16 protein-coding genes, 3 tRNA genes and 1 riboswitch are annotated in these 22,444 nt (G+C 47.7%); of the genes, 10 read left to right on the forward strand and 9 right to left on the reverse strand.

Annotated elements, in window-relative coordinates; genetic code table 11:
- The 7 genes from gltX to PHH49_04615 all read left to right on the forward strand — a co-directional run bounded on the left by gltX (position 1) and on the right by PHH49_04615 (position 12,368).
- Complete coding sequence (gene gltX / locus PHH49_04585; protein MDD5488225.1) at positions 1-1,290, forward strand: glutamate--tRNA ligase; 1,290 nt, start codon at positions 1-3, stop codon at positions 1,288-1,290.
- 268 nt (positions 1,291-1,558) lie between these two features.
- Positions 1,559-1,633, forward strand: a tRNA-Gln gene (locus PHH49_04590).
- Between the two features lie 347 nt (positions 1,634-1,980).
- Positions 1,981-2,961, forward strand: a complete 981-nt coding sequence (locus PHH49_04595; protein ID MDD5488226.1) for a DUF4062 domain-containing protein — start codon at positions 1,981-1,983, stop codon at positions 2,959-2,961.
- A 387-nt stretch (positions 2,962-3,348) separates the two neighbouring features.
- Complete coding sequence (locus PHH49_04600; GenBank protein ID MDD5488227.1) at positions 3,349-5,037, forward strand: glutamine--tRNA ligase/YqeY domain fusion protein; 1,689 nt, start codon at positions 3,349-3,351, stop codon at positions 5,035-5,037.
- Positions 5,038-5,395: 358 nt separating this feature from the next.
- Positions 5,396-8,698 (forward strand): hypothetical protein, encoded by a 3,303-nt coding sequence (locus PHH49_04605; GenBank protein ID MDD5488228.1) that lies wholly within the window; start codon positions 5,396-5,398, stop codon positions 8,696-8,698.
- Between the two features lie 28 nt (positions 8,699-8,726).
- Positions 8,727-11,765 (forward strand): OmpA family protein, encoded by a 3,039-nt coding sequence (locus PHH49_04610; GenBank protein MDD5488229.1) that lies wholly within the window; start codon positions 8,727-8,729, stop codon positions 11,763-11,765.
- Positions 11,766-11,858: 93 nt separating this feature from the next.
- Positions 11,859-12,368 carry a hypothetical protein gene (locus PHH49_04615; GenBank protein ID MDD5488230.1) on the forward strand — a complete coding sequence of 170 codons (510 nt, stop codon included), beginning with the start codon at positions 11,859-11,861 and terminating at the stop codon, positions 12,366-12,368.
- A 6-nt stretch (positions 12,369-12,374) separates the two neighbouring features.
- Here PHH49_04615 and PHH49_04620 read toward each other — a convergent pair whose 3' ends face one another.
- The gene (locus PHH49_04620; protein ID MDD5488231.1) at positions 12,375-12,785 is read right to left on the reverse strand and encodes a hypothetical protein; all 411 of its coding nucleotides are present in this window, start codon (positions 12,783-12,785) and stop codon (positions 12,375-12,377) included.
- Positions 12,786-13,093: 308 nt separating this feature from the next.
- A riboswitch (cyclic di-GMP riboswitch) is annotated at positions 13,094-13,182 on the forward strand.
- A 185-nt stretch (positions 13,183-13,367) separates the two neighbouring features.
- Between PHH49_04620 and PHH49_04625 the strand changes: the two genes are divergently transcribed.
- The 3 genes from PHH49_04625 (at position 13,368) to PHH49_04635 (ending at position 16,287) form a co-directional block, all read left to right on the forward strand.
- Complete coding sequence (locus PHH49_04625; protein MDD5488232.1) at positions 13,368-14,621, forward strand: hypothetical protein; 1,254 nt, start codon at positions 13,368-13,370, stop codon at positions 14,619-14,621.
- 159 nt (positions 14,622-14,780) lie between these two features.
- Complete coding sequence (locus tag PHH49_04630) at positions 14,781-15,872, forward strand: response regulator (GenBank protein MDD5488233.1); 1,092 nt, start codon at positions 14,781-14,783, stop codon at positions 15,870-15,872.
- A gap of 28 nt (positions 15,873-15,900) precedes the next feature.
- Positions 15,901-16,287 (forward strand): response regulator, encoded by a 387-nt coding sequence (locus PHH49_04635; GenBank protein ID MDD5488234.1) that lies wholly within the window; start codon positions 15,901-15,903, stop codon positions 16,285-16,287.
- A 6-nt stretch (positions 16,288-16,293) separates the two neighbouring features.
- Here the strand turns inward: PHH49_04635 and PHH49_04640 are convergent, their stop codons facing one another.
- The 8 genes from PHH49_04640 to PHH49_04675 all read right to left on the reverse strand — a co-directional run bounded on the left by PHH49_04640 (position 16,294) and on the right by PHH49_04675 (position 22,330).
- A complete protein-coding gene (locus PHH49_04640) occupies positions 16,294-17,220 on the reverse strand; it encodes a tetratricopeptide repeat protein (GenBank protein MDD5488235.1) in 927 nt (308 codons plus the stop codon).
- Complete coding sequence (locus PHH49_04645; GenBank protein ID MDD5488236.1) at positions 17,213-17,878, reverse strand: hypothetical protein; 666 nt, start codon at positions 17,876-17,878, stop codon at positions 17,213-17,215. The genes PHH49_04640 and PHH49_04645 overlap by 8 nt, the downstream gene beginning before the upstream one ends.
- Positions 17,878-18,633 (reverse strand): hypothetical protein, encoded by a 756-nt coding sequence (locus PHH49_04650; protein MDD5488237.1) that lies wholly within the window; start codon positions 18,631-18,633, stop codon positions 17,878-17,880. Before PHH49_04650 ends, PHH49_04645 begins: the two co-directional genes overlap by 1 nt.
- Before the next feature lie 21 nt (positions 18,634-18,654).
- Positions 18,655-20,166 carry a secretin N-terminal domain-containing protein gene (locus tag PHH49_04655; protein MDD5488238.1) on the reverse strand — a complete coding sequence of 504 codons (1,512 nt, stop codon included), beginning with the start codon at positions 20,164-20,166 and terminating at the stop codon, positions 18,655-18,657.
- Positions 20,141-20,665, reverse strand: a complete 525-nt coding sequence (locus PHH49_04660; protein MDD5488239.1) for a hypothetical protein — start codon at positions 20,663-20,665, stop codon at positions 20,141-20,143. Before PHH49_04660 ends, PHH49_04655 begins: the two co-directional genes overlap by 26 nt.
- A gap of 20 nt (positions 20,666-20,685) precedes the next feature.
- Entirely contained in the window at positions 20,686-21,513 is an 828-nt protein-coding gene (locus PHH49_04665; GenBank protein ID MDD5488240.1) for an AAA family ATPase, read from the reverse strand.
- Between the two features lie 586 nt (positions 21,514-22,099).
- Positions 22,100-22,185, reverse strand: a tRNA-Leu gene (locus PHH49_04670).
- A 67-nt stretch (positions 22,186-22,252) separates the two neighbouring features.
- Positions 22,253-22,330: transfer RNA gene (locus PHH49_04675), tRNA-Glu, on the reverse strand.
- Positions 22,331-22,444: the final 114 nt, after the last annotated feature.

A 22,444-nucleotide genomic window follows, 5' to 3' on the forward strand; every position in this document is an offset into this window, starting at 1 on the left:
ATGATAAAAGTAAGGTTCGCTCCCAGTCCCACAGGTTTTCTGCATCTGGGTAGCGCGCGCACGGCTCTTTTTAACTGGCTTTACGCCCGCCGTACCGGGGGGACATATGTCCTGAGGATAGAGGATACGGATAAGGAGAGGTCAAAGGAAGAATTCCTCAACGAGATCCTGGAAGACCTGAAATGGCTGGGGCTGGACTGGGACGGAGACCCGGTCTTTCAGAGTGACAGGTTCGACATATACAGGCAAAAAGCGGAAGGCCTTGTGGAGCAAGGTAAGGCATATATGGAAGGCAGCGCTATCATCTTTCGGGTGGAAAAAGGGCGGGATATAGAGATAGACGATATGATACATGGCAAGATAAAATTCAATACCGACGAGCTGAAGGACCAGGTAATGATAAAATCCGACGGATCGCCGGCATATAATTTCTGCTGCGTGGTGGACGACTCCGAAATGGGGATCACCCATATCATACGTGGGGACGACCATATCTCCAATACGCCAAAACAGATGCTCTTTTATGAAGCGTTCGGCTGTGAGCCCCCCAGGTTCGGGCATATGCCGCTCATGATGGGCACGGATGGAGCCAAGCTTTCTAAAAGGCATGGCGGCGTATCTGTGGAGGAATACAGGACGGAAGGGTTCCTGCCGCAGGCGCTTATAAACTATCTCATGCTGCTTGGTTGGTCTCCCGGGGAAGAACGCGAAGTGCTTTCGCTCGGGGAAGCGATAGATATCTTTGATATTTCCGACATGACAGGGGTCCAGGCGAAGTTCGACGTCCAGAAACTGAGATGGTTGAACGGCGAATATATCATGAAACTTCCCCTTACGGAACTTAGTGGGCTCTTATCCGAGAGGGTAAAAAAGGCCGGGCTGGAGATATCCTCCATCGGAGATGAGGGGTTCGCTAAACTGGTTGAGCTTTATCGCATGAGGATAAAGACATTGAGTGAGTTCGTGCCGCTGACAAAGTTCTTTTTCTCGGATGAGTTTGAGGTCGACGAAAAAGGATGGAAAAAATATCTGGAGGACGAAGGTAACCGTGATAATCTCAGGGAATTCTCCTCGAGGTTGCCCGGGCCAGACCAGTTCACGCATGATAATATAGAGGCGGTATGCCGGGCAATAGCTGAAGAAAGACAGCTCAAGGCGGCTCAGATAATACATCCTACCAGGATGGCTATAAGCGGTATTACCCAGGGAGCGGGGCTCTTCGAGATGATGGAGCTTCTTGGAAGGGAAAAGACCGTAGAACGCATGGAGAAAGCCGCCTCGGGACGATAAATAGAAAAAAGGCTTTAAAAATAAGGGACTTGTAGTATAATAATTTTCCGGAATTCGCACGACAAAAACACCGCTGGGATGTAGCCGCATACCAGAGATCCCGCGGATCACGGTATACGGCGCGTGTAATTGGTAACAGGACCCCTGTACCGTGATCACGAAGTGATCTCTGGTACAGGGCAGCTGACTCCGTGTATAATAAATGCATTTTTTGATAATGTCTCAAGTTGTAAAGCAAAATAAGTAAGTTATACATAAAAAACACCGCTGGGATGTAGTGTAATTGGTAACACAGCTGACTCTGGATCAGCCGTTCCTGGTTCGAGTCCAGGCATCCCAGCCATATATAAAAAAACCCTCTTTTGAGGGTTTTTTTATATGCCCGCGGAAGCGGGGGACGAGGGGTATAAGATAAGAAATACCCCGAGTGACTGAGGACGCAATGTCCGAAGAAATGCCGCGAAGTCCCCTGAGCGGCCTGACCAGATAGCTTTTAACCCCTAACTGTTTACAGAATAAGTAGATGGGAGTACAATAACTGGAGTTGGGATAATAAGAAGTTATGATGTGTTAATGCCGTCCTACAAATGTATTGACAGCTTTACTGTTATGCTAACAGGAGAATGATATTATAGATTTTTCTGATTGGGGATAAAATGGTTATGAAGAGAAGAATGGTAGGAGGACGAAATGGCTAAGCCTAGGGTTTTTATAAGTTCAACTTATTATGACATGAGGAATGTTAGGGCGGATTTGGAGAGATTTATTTTAGAACAAGGATATGAGCCCGTTTTGTTCGAGAGAGGGCATATTGCTTATGGTACGGAAGAGCGGGTGGAAGAAGATTGTTATAGGGAAATTAATACTTGCGACATATTAATAAATATCATTGGTGGTAAAATTGGGACGCAGTCAAGAAGCACACAATATTCTATTTCACAAAATGAGCTAAAAGAAGCAATTAAGTTGGGAAAGCAGATATATATATTTGTAGAACGGCCAGTTCTAGCCGAATATAGTACCTTTATTGCAAATAAGGAAGTAGCGGGTTTCAAGGCAACTGCCGTGAATGATTTAAAGGTATATTCTTTTCTTGAAGAAATATTCGCACTTTCTGGAAAAAATCCAGTGCAGGGTTTTGAGGTTTCAGAAAACATTACCACTTTTCTCAGGGAACAGTGGGCAGGACTTTTTCAGGTATTACTGCAGGAACGTGCTAGGCAAAAGGAAGTAAATTTACTAGGCAGAATTGAAACGACTGCAGATACATTAGATAGGTTAGTAAAGTTTTTAACTGAAGAACGAAGTCAGGGCGACCAGGCCATTAAGGATATTCTTCTAAGCAATCACCCATTGTTCAAGTCTTTAAAGAAGCAACTTAACATTCCATATCGTATCTTTTTTGAAACACGCGATGAAATGGAAGCTTTGCTTGTAGCCAGAAAAACTAATCTAATTGAAGAGAAAGAGTGGGATGATGCAGAATATATAGAGTATTTGTGTGAATGGTGGAAGAATACCACAAAAATTCTAAAGATAAAAGAAGATCTTTTTGACGAAGAAGGAAGGCTAAAAATATTTAAACCAGATGAGTGGGATGAAAGCGCCGTTATTTTGGAAGAAATAGAAAAAAATAATACTAGTGGAGAAGATTTAGAAGTTCCTTTTTAGCTATTACTTATGTTTATATGGTGAGCGCTTGGGTAAATTCCAGTTGGACAAGTCCCAGCCATAAAAAATACCCGCCTTTGGCGGGTTTTTTTATGGTCAAAGGCCTGTGGCCTTTGTCTGTTCCCGGCTCGGGTTTCCGGCTGGGAACAAGTTCCCGCCGCTAAACCTCACCGGTTCCAGCTGTGATGCCTGGGATCCTGCGCATCTCGTCAGCTCGGTGCTGGTACGATCAGGGGACAACTTAAGCTATGGTTGGGGACAGTTTAAGCGGGAGTTTGTACCCGGTACAAGCTTTTGGCGTAGCCAGTACTTATTTACTGAAAAACTCCGCTTCGTATGATAAAATATCACATCAACAATTGTTATAACAAGTTAGAGGAGAGGGACATGGCGGGCGAGGAAAGACCTGTGACGAATTTCATAAGAGAGATAATAGATGAAGACCTCAAGAGGGGAAAGAACGACGGACGCGTGCATACGCGGTTCCCGCCGGAACCCAACGGGTACCTCCATATAGGACACGCCAAATCCATATGCCTTAATTTCGGCCTGGCAAAAGATTACAACGGCCTGTGCAATCTGCGTTTTGATGATACAAATCCTGAAAAAGAAGAGGTAGAATACGTGGATTCTATAATGGAAGACGTCAGGTGGCTGGGATTCGACTGGGCCGACAGGATGTATTACGCGTCGGATTATTTCGACAAGTTATATGAATTCGCGGTCACGCTCATAAAGACAGGGAAAGCTTACGTATGTGACCTTAACGCCGAACAAATGAGGGAATACAGGGGGACATTGACCGCGCCCGGGAAGGAAAGCCCGTACAGGAAAAGGAGCGTTGAGGAGAACCTGGAACTGTTTGCCGGGATGAGGAACGGCGAGTTCGATGAGGGGGAAAAGGTCTTGAGAGCGAAAATAGACATGGCCTCTCCCAATGTCACCATGCGCGACCCGATAATATACCGCATAAAAAAAGCTAACCACCACCGGACGGCTGATAAATGGTGTATCTATCCCATGTATGATTTCACGCATTGTCTTTCAGATTCACTTGAGGGGATAACCCATTCCATATGTACGATGGAGTTCGAGAATAACCGTCCGCTGTATGACTGGTTCCTCGACCAGCTGGGTGTGCATCACCCCCAGCAGATCGAGTTCGCGAGGCTCAACCTGGGGCATACTGTGCTTAGCAAGAGAAAACTTCTTGAGCTTGTAACCGAAAAATATGTGGACGGCTGGGATGATCCGCGTATGCCCACCATTTCCGGGTTGCGCAGGCGGGGATATACCCCGGAAGCGATCAGGGGTTTCTGTGAAAAGATAGGGGTCGCTAAATTCAACAGTATCGTTGATATGGTGGTCCTGGAGAACAGCATAAGAGAAGATCTGAACAAAACGGCCCCGCGCGTCATGGCCGTACTCGATCCGCTCAGGGTGGTCATAACGAATTATCCAGAGGGTAAGTCCGAAGAGCTCGACGCGGTCAATAACCCTGAAGACCCTTCGATGGGAAGGAGAAAGGTCCCGTTCTCGAAGGTCCTTTATATAGAGAAAGACGATTTTCGCGAAGACCCGCCGAAAAAATTCTTCAGACTCGCGCCCGGCAGAGAGGTCAGGTTAAGGTACGCGTATTTCGTAAAATGTGAAGATGTCATCAGGGATGATAGTACGGGAGAGATCATAGAGATACATTGTACTTACGACCCGGAGACACGTGGCGGTGACGCGCCGGACGGACGTAAGGTAAAAGGAACTATACACTGGGTGTCCGCGGAACATGCTTTTAAGGCAAAAGTAAGGTTGTATGACCATCTTTTCTCTAAAAGGAACCCCAATGAAGAGGAAGAAGGAAAGGGATACAAAGATAGCCTTAATCCCGATTCGCTTATTGTCCGGGACGGATGTTTCCTGGAACCGGCGCTTTCGATCGCTGTCCCCGGATCGCGATATCAATTCGAACGAACGGGATATTTCTGTGTGGATACAAAGGATTCGTCTCCCGGCGCCCCAGTTTTCAACAGAACGGTAACATTAAGGGACTCGTGGGCGAAGATAGAAAAGACCCAGTAGGGCTATTTATCCCGTAAAGATACTTCATATACCCGCAATACAGGTTTGCTCACCGGACCATGCGTGTGTCCAAAAGGTTGTGGGCAAACAACTTACAAGCGCAATTTATCCTAGTTTACAACTTTTGTGAGGTAAGTTATAATTACTATTATTTAAATAAGCTGTATTATGTCTGAAAAGACACACAATGCAGCTGTTCGGATCTTAGTTGGAATAAAAATAACCTGGCAAAATGCATATGAAAAGAACATATCCTTTCTATCTGGTGTTTATCCTTGCGCTACTCTTTACCAGTACCTTTTCGGAAGCCTACACAGAGGCCTACTCAGGACAGGAACTTGGACCTCGTGACGATATTATGACAAAAAAACGCGTTAACGTGCTTTTAGAGGAAAGGGAGACCCTTCTCGAGGAACAGAAAGGTCTTTTGGAATACATGGGGATAATGGAAGAAGAGATAGCAAGGCTCAAGAAAGAGGTTTCGGAATCCAGGAAGGGTCTTATGTCGGAAGTGGAAAAGACCAAAAAAGAACTTAGGGAACGGCTAGGGCAGCTGGAAGAAGAGAATGATACACTTAGGCGGCAACGGCAGATACTTGCCCGTAAATTAGTCGACCTTAAGGATGTAACGAAAACCTGGGACGGAGACACTGGTCCTTCAGGGGTGGATGATGCCGGGCTAAAAGGGCTAAAGAACGAGAACGATGAACTTTTGAAGGAGAATAGTGATCTTCGCGGGCAGATAGAGAAAGAAAGAAAAAAGAACGACAGGATCGAAGAAGATCTTAAGTCCGAAAAAGAAAAGGTCTCAAGGATCCAGAGATCACTCGAGAACGGGGTTAGCCAGGCTGCCGCGATCATTGATGAAAAAGACGCGGAAATAAGGGAGCTTAGGAAAGAAAGCACGATCCTGTCGGTCAGGATAAGGGAAGCGGAGAAAGAGAACCTGGACCTCAGGAACTCTTTAGGGGACTCCAAGACGGGGGCCGGTGTGGAAGATACTGGCAGTAGGGAGGATATCGCGCCCGGTCTTGAGGAGAAGATAAAAGAGCTTCAAACGGTAATAAAAAGCCTGGAAAGGAAAAACCTTTCTTTACGGGAAGAGAATTCCAGGCTGGGAAAGACAGCTGTAAAGACCGGAACGCCCCAGGGAGGGCAGGACGAAGGGGTCGAAGGATACGTGTCCGATATAAGGGAAAAGAACGCCATCATATCGGAGTTACGTGGGGAAAAAGAAATGCTGGGAAAAAGGTTATCTATCGCGATCAACGCCAAGAAAGCCTTAGAGGAAGAGCTTGCCAAGAGCCGGGTATCGACCGAAGCGGATGTTGACGCGGCGCGTCAGGAGCTCAAGAGCTCATATGACGATATGGTTGAGGGGCTTAAGAAAGAGAACAGTGGCCTTCGGTCCGAGTTGTCGTCATCTGCCGGCAGGGAAAAGCGTCTTGTCGATGAGCTGGAAAAGACAAGGACGGGGATGAAGGAGCTTCTGGCGGACAACCAGAGAAAAGACCTGGCGCTGAAGAAGGTCATGGATCACCGCGAAGACGTCGAGAAAAAGCACAAGGACCTCGAGCGAAAGAATATCATGCTTGAGACCGAGCTGAAGAACCTCAACGCGCTCCAGGCCACAGAAAAAGAAAAGGCCCGGGAAGAGATAAGCGCTGAGTACGAGGGCAGGATCAAAAGCCTGGCGCGAGAAAAGAACAAGCTGATGTCAGGGCTTGCCGAGCTGGAGAAAGAGCTCTTGGACATGAAGGATCGAGAGAAAGACGTGGAAAATGACAGGGTAAAAGAGCGGGATGAAAGAAAAGAGATGATCCGTGTGTTGACCAAGAAATACGCCAAGCGGGAAAGGGCTATCCTGGATGAGCGTGACGCCATGAAGGAAAAGATGGATGCCGCGAAGAAAGAGCTTGCCGATATACGGAAAGAAAAAGACGCGATACTGTTAGACAAAGAAGCGGCTGAAAAGGACAGGCAGGTCGCGGTGGAAGAAGCCCAGCTTATACGCCAGCAGGTTTCCCGGCTAAAGGATGATCTTTTAGAAAAAGAGGAGATCGACAAGAAAAAGGCTAATGATTTCTATGTGCGAAAAGCGGCACTTCTTGAGAACGAGAACAAGGTCCTCAGGGATAACGTGAAAGAGATCAAAGAGAACATGGCAAAAAAAGATGAAAGGACCAAAGAACTGCTTTCCGGCGCGGATGACATGAAGGCAGAGCTTGAAAAGGTTTCGCGGGAAAAAAGAGCCCTTTTGGAAGAGATAGATACGCTTAAGGCTTCAATGGAAAAGATAATGTCCGAAAAGGACGGTACCTATGCTACGGTCGAAAGCCTGCAAGGGAAGATACTGGCGCTTGAAAAAGAGCGTGACGATATGGGGAAAGAACTCGAGGGCTTGAGAGCAAGGAACAGCGTGGATATAGACGCAAAGCTCAGGGAAGCTGAGGGGGTGATCTCCGAAAAGCAGGAAAGCATAAATACGCTTCTCGCCGACATCAAAGAGAAACAGGAAGAGGCGGAGAGGCTTTCGGGGGAAAAAGACGCGCTGGTAGAGAAAATGAAGGAAACATTGAAGGAGAAATACCTGTTGGAGAACAAGGCCAGGGACATCCTGAAGGAAAAATATGTCCTGGAAGAGGAGCTCGCGGCAGTAAGGGCCGGCGCGGAAAAGACCGCTACGAATGTGGAGGAATTTTCCGAGAAGGCCGGTGAGCTTGGGCAGCAGAACGCCGTTCTATCACGGGAAGTCAGGGAGCTTGAGGGTAAATTGGACGATATCTCCCGGGAGTTGGAGATGACTGAACAGGAGAACGAGGGGCTCAATGCCGACATTAAGGAATACCAGGCGCAGATAAACGGGTTCAGCGCGGAGAGAGAGAGATTGAACGCCCAGATAAGGGCGATCCGGGGGCAAGCGGTCACCCCGGCAGGCGGAGCCAACGAGTTCGAGTCGTATATGTCTAAAATGGATACGGTCGTAGCGGAACGTGTAGAGGCGGAGAGGAAACTTGCTCAAGAAGCCTTTGATCGTAAGATAGAGGCGTACAAGAAAGAGGTTGGAGCATTGAGGGCGCAGCTTGACGCCAAAGGAAAAGATAGCGATACACGTGTGGATGTAAAAGGGGATTACGAGAGGCAGATGAAGGAAAAAGACGGCAAGATCAAGGATTACGAAGATGCCTTGAGCAAGGAATTGGCCACCGTACGGGTCCTACAACGCAAGCTGAATGATACCAGGAAAAAACTCGCTGATCTCGGATCGTCATTTGAGGCTACGATAACGGATAAGCAGAACATAATAGACAGGACGGGGAAAGACCTTGCCGCCGCGCGCAGCCAGGAAAAGGACATAAAAGAAAAATACCAGAAGGTCATGAGGGATCTTTCGAGCGCTTTACAGGGTAAGTCCAGTCTGGAGAAAAAACTCAAAGCCTACGGATCGGAAATAGACAGGATGAAAAAGAAAATAAGATCAAAGGGAACATCGGACAGCCGGGAGCCTTCCGGAAAACTTGAACGTGAAGTGCGGGCGTTGCGGGACGAGAACTCCGAACTGAAACAACGGCTTGATATATTGCAGAAAGAGATAGAAGAGCTAAGGATGATGAACGCTAGGTCCCCCGTGCCGGTACATGTGGCCGGTGCCTCGAATTAATTAGCTAAAAAACAGATGACGGGAAAATATGATGGTATGTAAGAGAATGGTACGTTCGAGTTTGCCGATCGCTTTCCTTGTGTTATCACAGGCGGTGCGGCCCATATATGCTGATGGAGAGGCAGCCACGCCTATCACGATCACGGCGAAAAGTAATAACGCCGTGATGTTCGGTAATAGCGGGAGGGATGAAAGCGGTATCGCCGATGGGCAGACAAGCGCTATCAGGCAGAAAGAGACGGAGATCGAGATATTAAAGGCGCAGCTTGAAGAAGCCAACGAAAGGCTGGCCACGAAAGAAAGATCTACCGGAGACAGCACGTCCAGATTGCGTAACCTGGTGGCGCGAATAGATGCCCTGGAAAAAGCTTCCAGGGAAAAGATCGCGTCATACGAGAAAGAGATAGCGGAGCTTAAAGCCGGGTCGGTCGAGAAGAACATATACCAGGGTACGGCCGGGGAGAAGGACCGGATAGAAATAAACAAACTCAAAACGGAGCTGGCCGGCGCGAAAGACGCTTTATCCCGTAAAATAGAAGAAGTCGCGGCCATGGACCGCGATCTCTCCCGCGTTAAGGAAGAAAAAAATAGCGCGCAAGCTGAAGCGGCATCTTTCAGGAACGCGCTATCGGAAAAGAGCCGTGAGTTAAGTTCCGTGCTGGAGGCGCATGCATCCCTGAAAAAAGAGCTGGATACCGCCATGGCGGGGATGAACGGGATCAAGGGGACAGAGGAAGATGGTGTTAAGGACGAAGAGGCTTTGTCCGTGCTGGAAAGCAAGGTACGGGACGGGGAAGAGACCATATCGTCCTTGAAAGAAGAGATAGTTTCCAGTAATATCAGGGCGGAAAAATATCTCGGGGATATCGAAGCGGCGAAAAAAGAGATAGAACGGTATAAGGAGGACATCAGCAGGTTGTTGGCGGAGAACGCAAAATACCAGGAGAGGATAGACGCGTTGGACAAGGAAAGAACGGAAAAAGATATCGCGTCCGATGAGGCTATCTTGAAGGTCGAAGCGGCGGAACGGGAAGCGTCAGCGTACAAGGAAGATCTGTCCGCGGCCCAGGCGGAGGTGCGGAGCAATAAGGAGAGGATAGACGCCCTCAAAAATGAAATAGCGGCCGGCGTGGCGAACATTAAGAAAAAAGAGGATATTATTAATGGGTTGACCGCTGAGATCGATTCCGAAAGAAAAAAGGCCCTTACTTACGCCGGACAAACGAAGGAGTATGAGGCAAAAATAAAGCGTATGGAGGAAGACCTGGCTCGCATGATCGACGCATCGGGAAAAAAGGACGAGGAAATGACGTCACTCAGGGCTGAGATCGATGACTTGAGGAAGATCGAGGAACAAAAAGAGACCACGCGTGATAGTTTGAGCGGCGAGCTGGAGATAAAGAAAAAGGAATTAGCTAATTTCGTAGAGGGGTTCGAGGCTTATAAAGAGAAGTATGCCGCGGAGGTCATCGATAGAGAAAAAGAGATAGAAAACCTCAGGAATGATCTTGCTGCCGGCAAGTCCAAGTTGGAAGACGCGAGGAAGGAGCTTGACAAGGAGAGAGGCGCCCTAAGGAACAAGGACGCGCGCATAAAGGAATTGGAGGGAAAGTTATCCTCCATGGAAGCCTTGGCCGAGGCAAAGTCCGCGGAAATGGAAAAGGGCCTGTCAGAACACCTGGAGACGATAAAGGTCAGGAACGAGGAAATAGGTAAGCTTAACGAAAAGATCGGGTCTTTTCAGGAGCAATTCAAGACCTTTTCCGACGCCAAGGATTCTGAAGTGGCTTTAAAAGACAGCGAGATAGAGAGGCTAACGTCGGAAGTGAGGGGCCTGAAGGATGTCGCGATATCTAAGGATAAAGAGATCAACGCCCTCAAAAAGAACATGTCCGGGCTTGAGGGCAGGATAAAAGAAAATTCCATGAATTATGCTAAAGAACTGGACGCTTTAAAGGTGTCGATCGAAACAATAAGCAAAGAGAAAGAGGATATGGCCGCGGAGCTCAAGTCCAAGGCCGACGAGGTCAAGACTCTCACGGAAAGCCAGGAGGAAATGAACGTTTCTCTCGAGGCATACAAAAAAGACGTGACTTCCGGGGTGGCGGAAATAAGCGAGCTAAAGGCGCGTTTGGGGCGAACGGATGACGAGATGAAAACGCATCTTGCGGAATATGAGAAAGAGATCGCGGCGCTTGAGGCAGAGCTTGAGGAAAAGAACGCTAAAATGATCGAACTGGATTCGAGCCTGAGTTCGTATAAAGAGCAGTTCATAAGTTTTTCAGAAGAAAAAGACAAGGAGATAGCCGCCCAGAAAGACAAGATAACGTCACTTGAGAAGGAGAACGCGGTATTCTCAAAGGAGCGCATGGACCTCAAAGACAAAGAGTCGCGCCAGGCCGGCAGGATAAATGAGCTCGAGCGGGAAACGGGCCGGATAAAAGATAAGGCCGCGAAAATAATCTCAAAGTATAAGGAGGAAGTAGAAACGCTTGAGGCCAGATCGTTGTCGGTCCAGTCCCAACTTACGCAGGCACAACAGGAAGCGGAAGCGCTAAGGGATGAAAAGGCGAGAAAAGAACTTGAAAAAGACGAAAGGACCGCGCAATTCCAGTATATGTCGGCCAGTCTCAAGCGTGCTATGCGCAAGACCATAGACGCGGGTGAAGTGGCAGTTTCGGCCTCGGATAAGGGGGTTAAAGTATCGGTCCTTAGTGATGTCCTGTTCGGGCCGGGAAGTGCCGATATCAGTTCCGGGGGGAAAAGTGTCTTATCGGATATTGGTAACGCCCTCCAGAAAAGTATGTCCGGAAATAAGATCGTTATCGAGGGGCATACGGATAACGTGCCTATACGCAGGTCCGGATGGAAGTCGAATTGGGACCTGTCCAGCCAGAGAGCGATATCCGTATTGCATTATTTTACTGATGACCTTGGTATGACCCCGGATGATATGCGGGTGACCGGATATGGACAATATCGCCCGATAGCGGATAATTCGACCGAGGAAGGGCGCAACCGGAACCGAAGGGTCGAGATACTGGTGCTCCCGGTGGCGGAAAACTAAATAAAAGAGCAAAATTTGTTTTTTATTCAACTTGTGCTATACTATTACATAATATTAAAAGCACATGTGGAAAAAACGCTTTTTCACGGAAACATGATAAAAACCTTAACAATACCCATCATAACATTTTTTCTTTTAGCTATTTGCGCGCAAAATGTGCGCGCTGAGGATTTTAGCCATATAAAGGACCTTTTTGCTCTCCGTGAGAACCTGTCGGAACAGGGGTCTTCCCTGCCGAATGCCATAAAAAAGACCTCAGGGAAAGACCTTATGACGCTGGAGCGTATATTCGAGCTTAATACCTCGGCCTTGACGACCATAGAGGCTTATTTCCGGTTGTTCAAAATGGCGCTTGCCGCCGGGACCAACATGAGGGCGGAAGACATAAAGATCATAAACGAATGGCTAGAGTTCATCAATAACCAATGTAAATACGATATCGAATATCTTGACGCAGCTATGAAAGAAACCTCGGATGGAGCTGTGCATGAGCAGATAGCCAGTGCTAAGGATAATATTGAAAGGCTTTCTCTGATCGCTGAGAAGGGTGTTAAGGAGAACTCCGCTATATTGACCAAGAACATGTCGCCTGCGGTAGAATGACAGGCTCTAATCCTCTTTTTTGACCATATTCTCGTCCGTAGTCTCCATTGAATTAAAACGCGATTTAGGTTGCAGCATATCCATTATCATGGGCTGGGTTATCGTGTGCTGGAGCCCGGATGTCGAGCCATCAAGGGATTCGTTGACCAACGCGCCTAATTTTTCCTCCAGCCGCGCTGAATACTTGGCCGCGGAACTGTTCTGTGTTTTTTCCATGGGGATCAGGTTAGATACTATTTCGCAGAAGAACAAGAGATCTTTGGTGTCTTGTTCCATCATTTTAAGTGAGAGGTTCTTTTTCTCTATTCTTGAGGAGAAGGAGGACATATCCTCTCCCGTCCCTTCTCCGAATATGTTCCCAGCCGGGAAGAGAAGGAGGAATGATACGGCTACTACCCACAACAACTGACGTTTCATAACCTGCCCCTTCTTAGTAAATTCATTTAATAAGTTTTTTATCTACCCGCACCAATTATATCATGTAGCTTAGCTAAATAAAAAGCAAGAAAATCTAAATATTTCATGTTTAACTGAAAGGGTGATTTTCTTAGCTTTGGAATATTAAGGAGTTAGATGTAAAAAATGTGTTCTCATTCTTGGAGAGATTCACCATCGGCCTTAACAAAAAGTTAACAAAAAAACAGCTAGGTATAGCTTCTTGCTTTTTATAAATATACAGATAAACTTAGTATAGTAATGAACGTTCTTTAAAAGTAACTAAATCTGTTCGATAAGGGCAAACTATCCGAAAGGTTAGGACGCAAAACCGTGAGCCTAAAGCCTATATATAGGTAAAGGTCGTCCGGTTGCCGAAAACAATCCCGCATAGTATATCCATAAGCTGCGGAAACGCTGTTCGTCCTTTCGGGAATGCCACTTATCCTGGTGTGGAGAAAGAAAGGATGGACTAGTATGGTCAATAAAGGCGTAAGACCGTGGCGATCCCATTGTAAAAGAACGGCTTGTTCATTTTTGGCAATTGTGTTCCTGGTGAGCACGATGATGCCGACTACATCTATAGGTATGTCCAGGGGCCTGAAGGTCCCGTATTTCCAGAAGGGTATTTGTTATGTGACCTGGGAAAAGGACAAATTCGCCAGTAAATATTCCGACCAGTCGATCGAAATGCTTAAGAACCTAGGTGTGGAATATCTGCAGATAAACGTAACATGGTACCAGCAGAGCTATAATTCCACCAGGATAGCGGAAACCGAACTTACGCCATCGGACAAGAGCGTAAGGCACGCTATACAGAAAGCCCATAAATGCGGCCTGAAAGTCATGCTAAAGCCACATATTGATATTATAAACAGCGGTGATGGGTACTGGCGGGCGGATATCGGGTTCTATAAAGAGGAAGACTGGGACAAGTGGTTCAAGGAATACGACAACTTCATATCACATTACGCTAATATGGCACAAAAAGAGAATGTGGAAATATTCTGTGTGGGTACGGAACTTTCCTTCGCGGCACAAAAAGAAGAGAGATGGCGGACACTGATCGGCCATATCAGGGCTATATATCCCGGGAAGCTTATATACGCGGCCAACTGGGATAACTACAAGAACATAAGATTCTGGGACGCGCTGGATTATGCCGGCATAGACGCGTATTTCCCTTTAAGTTATAAAAAGAATCCCGACCTAGAAGACCTGAAAAAAGGGTGGGAAAAGTGGATATACGAGATAAGTGTGTGGCACGCGGAGGTTAACAAGCCGGTCATATTCACTGAAATAGGCTATTCCAGTTCCAGCATAGCGCCGAGCGAGCCGTGGAAAAACGGGGTGGGGGAAGCCGATGTGGCGTTGCAGGCTAGGTGTTATGAAGCGTTCTTTGAGTCAGTATGGAGATGTGACTGGCTCGAGGGGGTATATTGGTGGAGATGGGCGCCGACCGTCAAGGGCGGCGGTATGTATAACAGAAGGTACACCCCACTTAATAAGCCGGCCGCCGAGATACTCGCGAAAAGGTATAAGGAGGTGAGCTCACCCGCGACCGGGTATACTACGGCGGAACGCATATCACGGGAAGCGGATCGCGCCCAGGAAGGGTCCGTGATGAAAAACGCGCCGATCGACGAGAAATTCGCCGCTTCCGCGGTATTCAAGGCCCAGAGGCAGGTGACGCCTGAAACGAATATACAAGCTATGGCCGGAACGGCTACCCTCATGCCGGAACTCAAGACAAAATACAAGAAAGAGTTCAGGAATGAATGGGAAATGAAACGCACGGAATTCATGGCAACGGAATAAGAATATGCGGAGATATATGTCCTCCGTGTCGCGGTCCTGTAGAGCGCGAACGGGGGACATTTCATATTATGAAGGCAATAACTTGTTTTTTTAGCGAATGACATATAAAATAGCATTATAAAACATTGGCCCACACGGGTCGATTTCAAGGTTTTGTTTATGAATAATACTCCTGAAAAAAGATTTATCAAAGTTCTTATTGTCGAGGATGAGCCTACCAGCAGGAAACTGGTGGATAATATGCTCAAGGCGGCCAGTGAGAACACTTACGCGACAAAAGATGTCGGCACGTTAAAAGAGGCCCGGGAAATGATGTCCTCGGATAAGGTGCCATATGATGTGGTCCTTCTTGACCTTAACCTTCCGGATAGCACCGGGTTGGACACTCTTACCGCCATGGACAAGGAATTTTCATGGGCGCCGATAGTCGTGATAACGGGGGCCTATGAGGAGGAATTGGGACTGGAAGCTGTATCTAAAGGGGCGCAGGATTATTTGATAAAAGGGAAATACGACATCGGCATGCTTACCAAGACCATTCTCTATGCCATCGACCGCAAGAAACTGCAAACGCGCCTATTGCAATCGGAAAAGATGGCGGGCATAGGTACCATGGCCGCCAGTATAGCCCATGAACTCCGGACACCGTTGGGGGTTATAGAGCTGGCGGTAGATAACCTGACACATTACCTGAAACCGGAAGATGAAAAAGTAAAAGTCCTGATCAGCAATATACTGAAGAAAATACGCGAGACAGAAAAGACCATCAACGATATATTGAGCTATTCCAGGCTGAGCAAGCCGGTTTTTACCAAAGCCGATATAAATGACGTGGTAAAATGCGCCTTGAACGATGTGCGGGGTCTGTTCCTGGATTATGATATAAAAATAACGGAAGAATACGAGAATGTGCCCAACATCAAGATCGATGAGGTACAGATGGCCGGCGTATTCCAGAACATAATCAAGAACGCTTATGAATCCATGGACAGGATAGGACACCTGGAGATCAAGACATCGTTCAGTGAGGGCGACGGAAGCATATATGTACGCATATCGGATACGGGGTGTGGGGTCGCCAAGCAGAACATCGAAAAAATGGATAAACCGTTCTTTACGACCAAGGCTAAGGGGATAGGCTTAGGGCTCGCTCTCTCGTCGCGGATAATAAAGGAGAACCACAAGGGGGACTTTGAGATAGTCAGCGACGTGGACAAGGGTACAACATTCATCATAAAGCTGCCGCTTTGAACGGTGGAAGCCTATTTAAGGGGAATTTATGGCGGAAAACAGGAAAAAAATATTAATAGTAGATGATGATGAAACTTTCTCGCAAATGGTCAAGATGAACCTGGAGGAGATAGGCGGGTTTGAGGTGAGGGTGGAGAACAACTCATTACAGGCTCTTTCCTCGGCCAGGGCGATGCAGCCCGACCTGATACTTCTGGACATGATGATGCCTGATATGGATGGTGGAGAGGTCGCCCGCATGCTACTGATGGACCCGCGTCTTCGCCGGATACCTGTGATCTTCCTTACCGGTATAGTGCAGGAAGAAGAGCTGGCTTCTTCGGGCGGCATGATGGGCGGAAGGCATTTTATAGCGAAACCCGTGAGTACCCAAAAATTAATAGACGATATCAACCGTGTACTGGACAGGGTGTAAAGTAGTTCAGTCTAGGTTTTCCAGGGCTTTCTTATACATGCTGTACGCTTTTTTGTATTCCCCGCGATCGTAATATTTATCTCCCTGTTCTATCAGCCTGGCGGATTCACGTACTTTCGTGTCGCCAGTAAGGCTTTTAGGGGCAGGGTTGATCGTGGCGGGCGGGGTCGCGGAAGCCGCAGCTGTCGTGGTCCCAGGTGTTTCACTTTTCTGCCCGGATTCGAGTTTCTTGACCCGGGCCTCCAGTTGTTCCAGCAAGTTGATCTCGTTCTGCTGGCTGGCCGAAACAGGTCTTATCACAGGTTCCACGCTCTTGTCGGTAATGTCTGGTGCCCCAGTGTTCCCATCCCGGGGGGCGAGATCGGCGGAACAAAGCGCCAGATATTTCCGCGCGTCCATGTTTTCCGGGTCATTTTCCAGCGCTTCCGAAAATTTAGCGCTGGCATTATCAGTATCACCATTATCAAGGAATATCTTGCCTTTTTTGACCAGTATTTTCGCCGCGAATATCTTTTGCGCCAATTCTTTTACCGCGTCATCACTTGCCTGGACATTTTCCGGGGCGGACGCAGGGAAGGTTACGTCGGTCCCGGAGGACGATATCCCCGATGGGCTTTCCACGTCAGGCGTAACGGAAGTGTCCGCCGGGCCTATCATGTCCAGAAAGCGTCGGGCTTCGCTGTTCTCGGGATCTTTTGCCAGGGCTTCCTCGAATTTCATTCTGGCCGTGGCTACGTCGCCGTTATCATAACACCGGCTTCCTTCTTTCACGAGAAGAGAGGAGTGGTATATGTTCTCGGCGAGGAGAGTTACCTCATCCTGGCGGCCGGCTGTCGCGGTATTGTCCGAAGAATGGGCGACCTTAGGGCCCGTTGCCAGGAACGCGCATATGATCAGAAAAATACAGGTGTATCTACCGGTAAAGTTACTCATAATAGCCTTTGTACCCTTCGTAATTTTTATGTTGAGCACCATAACCTTTATACCCTTTGTAAGAATTGGACTCATCTTGCCCCGATACCGTCGAACCTCTGCCATAGCCCAGCTCAAGTAACCTTTGTTTGAGCTTATGAACATATGTGATCTGTTCTTTGTATGGATTGGACGAAGGGGCTGATGTGTCGGAATAGGACGACACTTTTTCGTCTGACGCGGCCAGCCGGTCTTCGGCCAGGTCTTTTTGCGCGTCGGCCATCAATCTAAGCTCTTTGTTCTTTTCGGCGATGAAATCCAGGAGGGAAGGGTCCTCTTCGGCCATATTTATGATCTCTTTGTAGCATTTAGCGGCCTTGATAAGGTCTCCACGCTCCTCCATTTTAGCGGCAAGATCATAAAAATCCTTTATTTCAGCCTGTTTTTCCTCCAGCCGTCTCTTCCTTTCCTGTTCTACTATCTCAGCCTTGAGGATATCAAGCGAATTGAGCGAAGTCGTGTACATATCAGCTATATCCGCCCCACGGTCATTATTCAGCGGGTCAGAGGTATCTGTGTCAGTGGACGCGCAGGTAATAGCGGCCACAAGAAGGGACATAGCCGTCACTGTTATGGCGAGAATGGGTCTTGTTATGCTCAAAATGTCCTTGAATGGCATCAGTATTTTATCTCTTCCGTGTTTATCCCCAGATCATCATAAGGGTTCTCGGGTTTTTTCGCCCCGCGTTTAAGTGATGCTATCCTCATCTTAACCTCAAAAAGGTCTTCCGCGTCCGGCTTCATCGCCAGGTATTTCTCGTAATACTTAATAGCGGATGTATTGTCGTGCTTGACCAGATCGTATATGTATGCCATGTTGTAATAAGTATCGGCGTTATCCCCGTGAGTATCAATGTAGTTCTGGAAAGTCTTAAGGGCGTCATCGAACATCTTTGCTCTCACATAAGCGAGAGCCATATCGTATTTCAACGCTTCTATTTCCCGTTGAAGGTCGGATATGGTCTGGGCCTGTTCCGGTGATCCACCGTCCGAATAATTCTCGTAATATTCGATGCGTTTAAGCGCCAGTTCCTTTACTTCCTTGGCGTAGTCTTTTAATTCTTTCATCTCAGGGGGTATGTTGTCGAGCTCACCGGAGGTAGAATAACTGGCAAGCGTGGTCTTGGAACGAGGTATGGTAGCCAGGGTCTGTTCAAGCCGGGCTTTTTCTTCCGCCAGCGTGTTTTTCTCGTCGAGCAACCGTTCCTTGCTGGTAAGTATCTCTTTTACGACCGAGGAATTGTCCATCATGCGTTTTTTCAGTGTAGCATTTTCATTGTAGAGATAAAATCCCAGGGCAAAAGACGCTATAAGAAGCACCAGCAACAATAAGTACCCGAGTACGTTCCCTGTATCAGTTCTTGCCTTATTCATTTTTCCAACTCCGATCGTGTTTTATATTTTACGTGTAGGATTCTTCAGCTTGTTCACGTTGAATTCGGGCCCGGATCGTTCGTAGTCCATGTAATCCGAGTTTTCCGGTATCTTCTCACGTTTTTTTCCGTTCCATATGTTCTTGTCCACTCCCTTGATTATGTGGGGAGTTATGAAGATTATGAACTCAGATGGAGTATCATATACAGAACTTTTGATCCCGGCTACCATTGCCGTGTTGTTGTCTTGTACCTTCAGCGTAGTCTCCGCGGAAGAACTGTGGATCCGGCGCGGTGAGGACGAGGAAGTAAAATGACCGTCTTCTTCAATATAGCTTATTTCCGGATGTACCCGCAGGGTGACGAAACCATCCCTGTTGATAGTAGGTTTGACCGACAGTTTTATGCCAATATCCGTAAAATTGACCTTGCCGGGCTGCCCCCCGTCAGGCCCCGCCATGGAGAGAACGTCGGTCGTGAAGGCTTCTTTCGTCCCGACGTGGATCACCGCGTTCTCATTATTGGCCGATATTATGCGGGGACTGGCTATAAGCTTTATTTCCCCCATCGAGGTCATTTTATCGATAGTGGAACGTACTTGCCCGCCTTCGAATCCCAACACCTGTATCTCGGATATGTTCCCGGACGCCGAAATGTCCCCTTCTTCCATTGGCACTGGAGTGCCGGGAACGACCTGGCCCCAGTCGGATATTTCCGGAGAGCCGTTCCGGGAATAGAATTGTGCGATCTCGAACTCGAGGTATACCTGCCGGGTTTCCTGGTCTAGAAGGTATATGGCCTGTTTTACGCGGTTCATGTTACCGGACAGATCGGTCACTATAACGGAATTGGTCCGGGCATCGGCAATGACGCTTCCGGTGCCTTTGGTAACGAGCGAAGAGACTATCTTTTCAATATCGGCCGCGCTGGCGTATTGCAGCTCGAAGGTCTCTGTTTCTATGGGTTGGTCCAGATCTTCGGCCGCGTCTCTCATCAGTTTGAGCCTGTAAGGCGTATCCATCAGGATAAGGGTCCCGGTAGCTTCATCCCAGACGATCTTCCCCACACGGCTTTTGAGCTTATCCATGGCCTCATATACCGCTTTCGGCTGGGCATGCCTGAGTTTTATGGTTAAAGCCTTCCTTCTCTCGTTGAACTTCTCCCCATATTTAGATTTGTACTCGTCCTCGGTCATTACGATGATGAGGTTATTGCCTTTTTTTTCATAAGCCAGGTCCTGGGTCTCCATTATGACATCCAGGACCTCATCATAACTGACGTTATCCAGGAACAAGGTTATTTTGCTGGTTACGTTCTTGCTGGGGATTATGTTCTTTCCCAGTTTCTGGGATAGTATCTTGAAGAGCTGCGAAGGTTCTATGCCGCGCAGGTCCAGAGATAACCTTTCCCCGGAAACAAGGTCCAGGGAGGTATCCTCCGGTATCGCCGATACCATTGGGAACGACCATGTGAGCATGATCGACGCGACCGCGACGGAAAGCACCAGTTTACCTAAGTATCGCTTCGCCATCATTTGACCTCAGGTAGACATGCCTGTCAGTTATTTTTTCAACTTTATATTTGCCGATGTTCTCTCCTTCGTAGATCATGTAACTTTTATTGGACCCGGTATCCTCGACAACGGCCTGGGGCCTATCGCTCCAGAAAATGCCGACAAGATTAAGCCCGGGCGGGGTCCTCAGTGTATCCGGTGCCGGTCGAGCGCTATCCGTTCCCGTAATGCCAATAAGGGTCTGTATGCCGTTAAGTTTTGTGTCCAGGTACCTTTGCTGGAGCAGGAAGAACCCGGCAAGGGTCATCAGCATTAACAGGAAGACCAGCAGGAAGACCTTTAAGAGCGTACTCTTGATAAGTGGCCGTCCAGTCTTCCTTCCTTTTTGCGTAGTATCTTCAAGGGATGGGTCGGTCTTTTGTTCCGCGGTCACGGACTCCTGGGACAAAAGACCCCCGGGTACTTCTATGAAATGCAGTAACTTTTCCTCAGCTGTAAGTTTTTTGTTGGAAATGCCCATTAGCAGGCCAAGCCTCCGTTTTATATTATGATCTCCTGCGCGACAAGATGTCTTATAACGTCCCCGGTCACTACCGTTTTGTCGTGCATTATCAGTTCGCGTAAGGCGTTGTGGCAAAGCATGCCTATGCGCCTTGGATATCCCTGCGTATGTTCGTATATTTCCCTGAAGGCCTCGTCCGTAAAGAGCGGAGTGTTGCCGGCGTATCCCGCGGTCTTGAGGCGAAAATTTATGAGCTCTTTCATTTCGCTGAGCTCAACGATAGGGTTCAATATGTATTTAAAGCTGATCCTGTCAACAACGTTCCGTAACTGACGCAGCTGTTCCTGCAGTTCAAGTTGGCCGACAAGGACTAGTTGAAGTAATTTGAAATCATTGGTCTCATAATTGAGCAGTACCCGAAGTATCTCAAGGGATGGAAGTGAAAGTTTCTGGGCTTCGTCAATGAGAAGTACTATCGTCTTGTCCTCTTCCACGGTTTTCTGGAAAAGAAAATCCTGTAACATTTCCTTGCGTTCCGCGGAACTGAAGATGCGATGATCCGTGTTAATGCCGAAGGCCTTCATGAGGGAGTCCAGAAAGATCGTTTCGTCGCTAAAATCCGGATCCAGTATCATTGAAAATTCTATGTTGTTCCGTTCTTTGAACATTTGCAGAAGCTTTCTGCACAGGGTGGTTTTGCCTGTTCCAACGTCACCCATGATAACGGAAAGTCCTCGTTTAAGCCGTACTTCTATCATGGCCTTGATCAGGGCCGCTTTGTGTTCATGTGACGCATAAAAAAATTGAGGGTCGGGGCTGGTCGAGAAAGGTTCTTTTGTCATTCCTAAAAGCTGATAATAGCTCATTATGCGCCCTCGGTCCGGTACTACATGTAGTGTTTTTCTGAGGAGATAATATCTATATCTATGATATAACTTTTGCCATGTATATAATACATTATAAAGTTTAAGATTGTCAATAGCAATAAAAGGTATAAATGACAATATCGGATCGACATCAAGGTGGAAAACTCGGGTTTTACGGCCGAGAGGCCGAACGGAGACATGGATAGGTCTTTAAATAATTAGTATTGTAGGCCTATCAGACAAAAAAACCTGTCCTTTGGACAGGCTGTTTTTTGGTGCTTTTGTTATTCCTTCGAAGCCATGGGCGAAAGCACCATAGCGAAGTAGAATGGTGCGCGAGGCGAGAAAACCAGCTACCGCCATTACCTTGAAAAACAAAGCGCAGGATCCTCGACTCGCGAAATGTGCCGGAACGAGGTATTTAGCCGGAAAAGAGGTTTTCGGGAGAAAGACCGAGAGGAGGCGCAATAGGTCTTAGTACAATAAGACCTATTATAGCAAAAAACCCGTTCACCAGAACGGGCCTATTTTGGTGCTTTTGTTATTCCTTCGAAGCCATGGGCGAAAGCACCATGGCGAAGTAGAATGGTGCGCGAGGCGAGATTTGAACTCGCACAGGATTGCTCCCGCCAGCCCCTCAAGCTGGTGCGTCTGCCATTCCGCCACTCGCGCAACGCTACCGGTCATATTAGCGGGTCATAATTATTCATGGCCGGTCCCGTGGTATCTCACCGGCAAATGGTAGCCCCAACGGGATTCGAACCCGTGTCGCCAGAATGAGAATCTGGTGTCCTAGGCCAGGCTAGACGATGGGGCCACTGCGTAAAAACCCGAAAATATAAAGAACGAGGATTTCAGGTAAGAAATATTAGCATAGCGGGCAGGCTTTGTCAACTCAAATGCGCTTATCATGTTATGTATAAGGACCTTA

The organism is Candidatus Omnitrophota bacterium (assembly GCA_028715965.1).
Lineage (GTDB): Bacteria > Omnitrophota > Gorgyraeia > Tantalellales > Tantalellaceae > JAQUQS01.

Excerpts from the sequence above, each read along its gene's own strand:
- gltX (MDD5488225.1), top strand. The coding sequence starts at position 1 with ATGATAAAAGTAAGGTTCGCTCCCAGTCCCACAGGTTTTCTGCATCTG.
- PHH49_04595 (MDD5488226.1), top strand. The coding sequence starts at position 1,981 with ATGGCTAAGCCTAGGGTTTTTATAAGTTCAACTTATTATGACATGAGG.
- PHH49_04600 (MDD5488227.1), top strand. The coding sequence starts at position 3,349 with ATGGCGGGCGAGGAAAGACCTGTGACGAATTTCATAAGAGAGATAATA.
- PHH49_04605 (MDD5488228.1), top strand. The coding sequence starts at position 5,396 with ATGACAAAAAAACGCGTTAACGTGCTTTTAGAGGAAAGGGAGACCCTT.
- PHH49_04610 (MDD5488229.1), top strand. The coding sequence starts at position 8,727 with ATGATGGTATGTAAGAGAATGGTACGTTCGAGTTTGCCGATCGCTTTC.
- PHH49_04615 (MDD5488230.1), top strand. The coding sequence starts at position 11,859 with ATGATAAAAACCTTAACAATACCCATCATAACATTTTTTCTTTTAGCT.
- PHH49_04620 (MDD5488231.1), bottom strand. The coding sequence starts at position 12,785 with ATGAAACGTCAGTTGTTGTGGGTAGTAGCCGTATCATTCCTCCTTCTC.
- PHH49_04625 (MDD5488232.1), top strand. The coding sequence starts at position 13,368 with ATGATGCCGACTACATCTATAGGTATGTCCAGGGGCCTGAAGGTCCCG.
- PHH49_04630 (MDD5488233.1), top strand. The coding sequence starts at position 14,781 with ATGAATAATACTCCTGAAAAAAGATTTATCAAAGTTCTTATTGTCGAG.
- PHH49_04635 (MDD5488234.1), top strand. The coding sequence starts at position 15,901 with ATGGCGGAAAACAGGAAAAAAATATTAATAGTAGATGATGATGAAACT.
- PHH49_04640 (MDD5488235.1), bottom strand. The coding sequence starts at position 17,220 with ATGAGTAACTTTACCGGTAGATACACCTGTATTTTTCTGATCATATGC.
- PHH49_04645 (MDD5488236.1), bottom strand. The coding sequence starts at position 17,878 with ATGCCATTCAAGGACATTTTGAGCATAACAAGACCCATTCTCGCCATA.
- PHH49_04650 (MDD5488237.1), bottom strand. The coding sequence starts at position 18,633 with ATGAATAAGGCAAGAACTGATACAGGGAACGTACTCGGGTACTTATTG.
- PHH49_04655 (MDD5488238.1), bottom strand. The coding sequence starts at position 20,166 with ATGATGGCGAAGCGATACTTAGGTAAACTGGTGCTTTCCGTCGCGGTC.
- PHH49_04660 (MDD5488239.1), bottom strand. The coding sequence starts at position 20,665 with ATGGGCATTTCCAACAAAAAACTTACAGCTGAGGAAAAGTTACTGCAT.
- PHH49_04665 (MDD5488240.1), bottom strand. The coding sequence starts at position 21,513 with ATGAGCTATTATCAGCTTTTAGGAATGACAAAAGAACCTTTCTCGACC.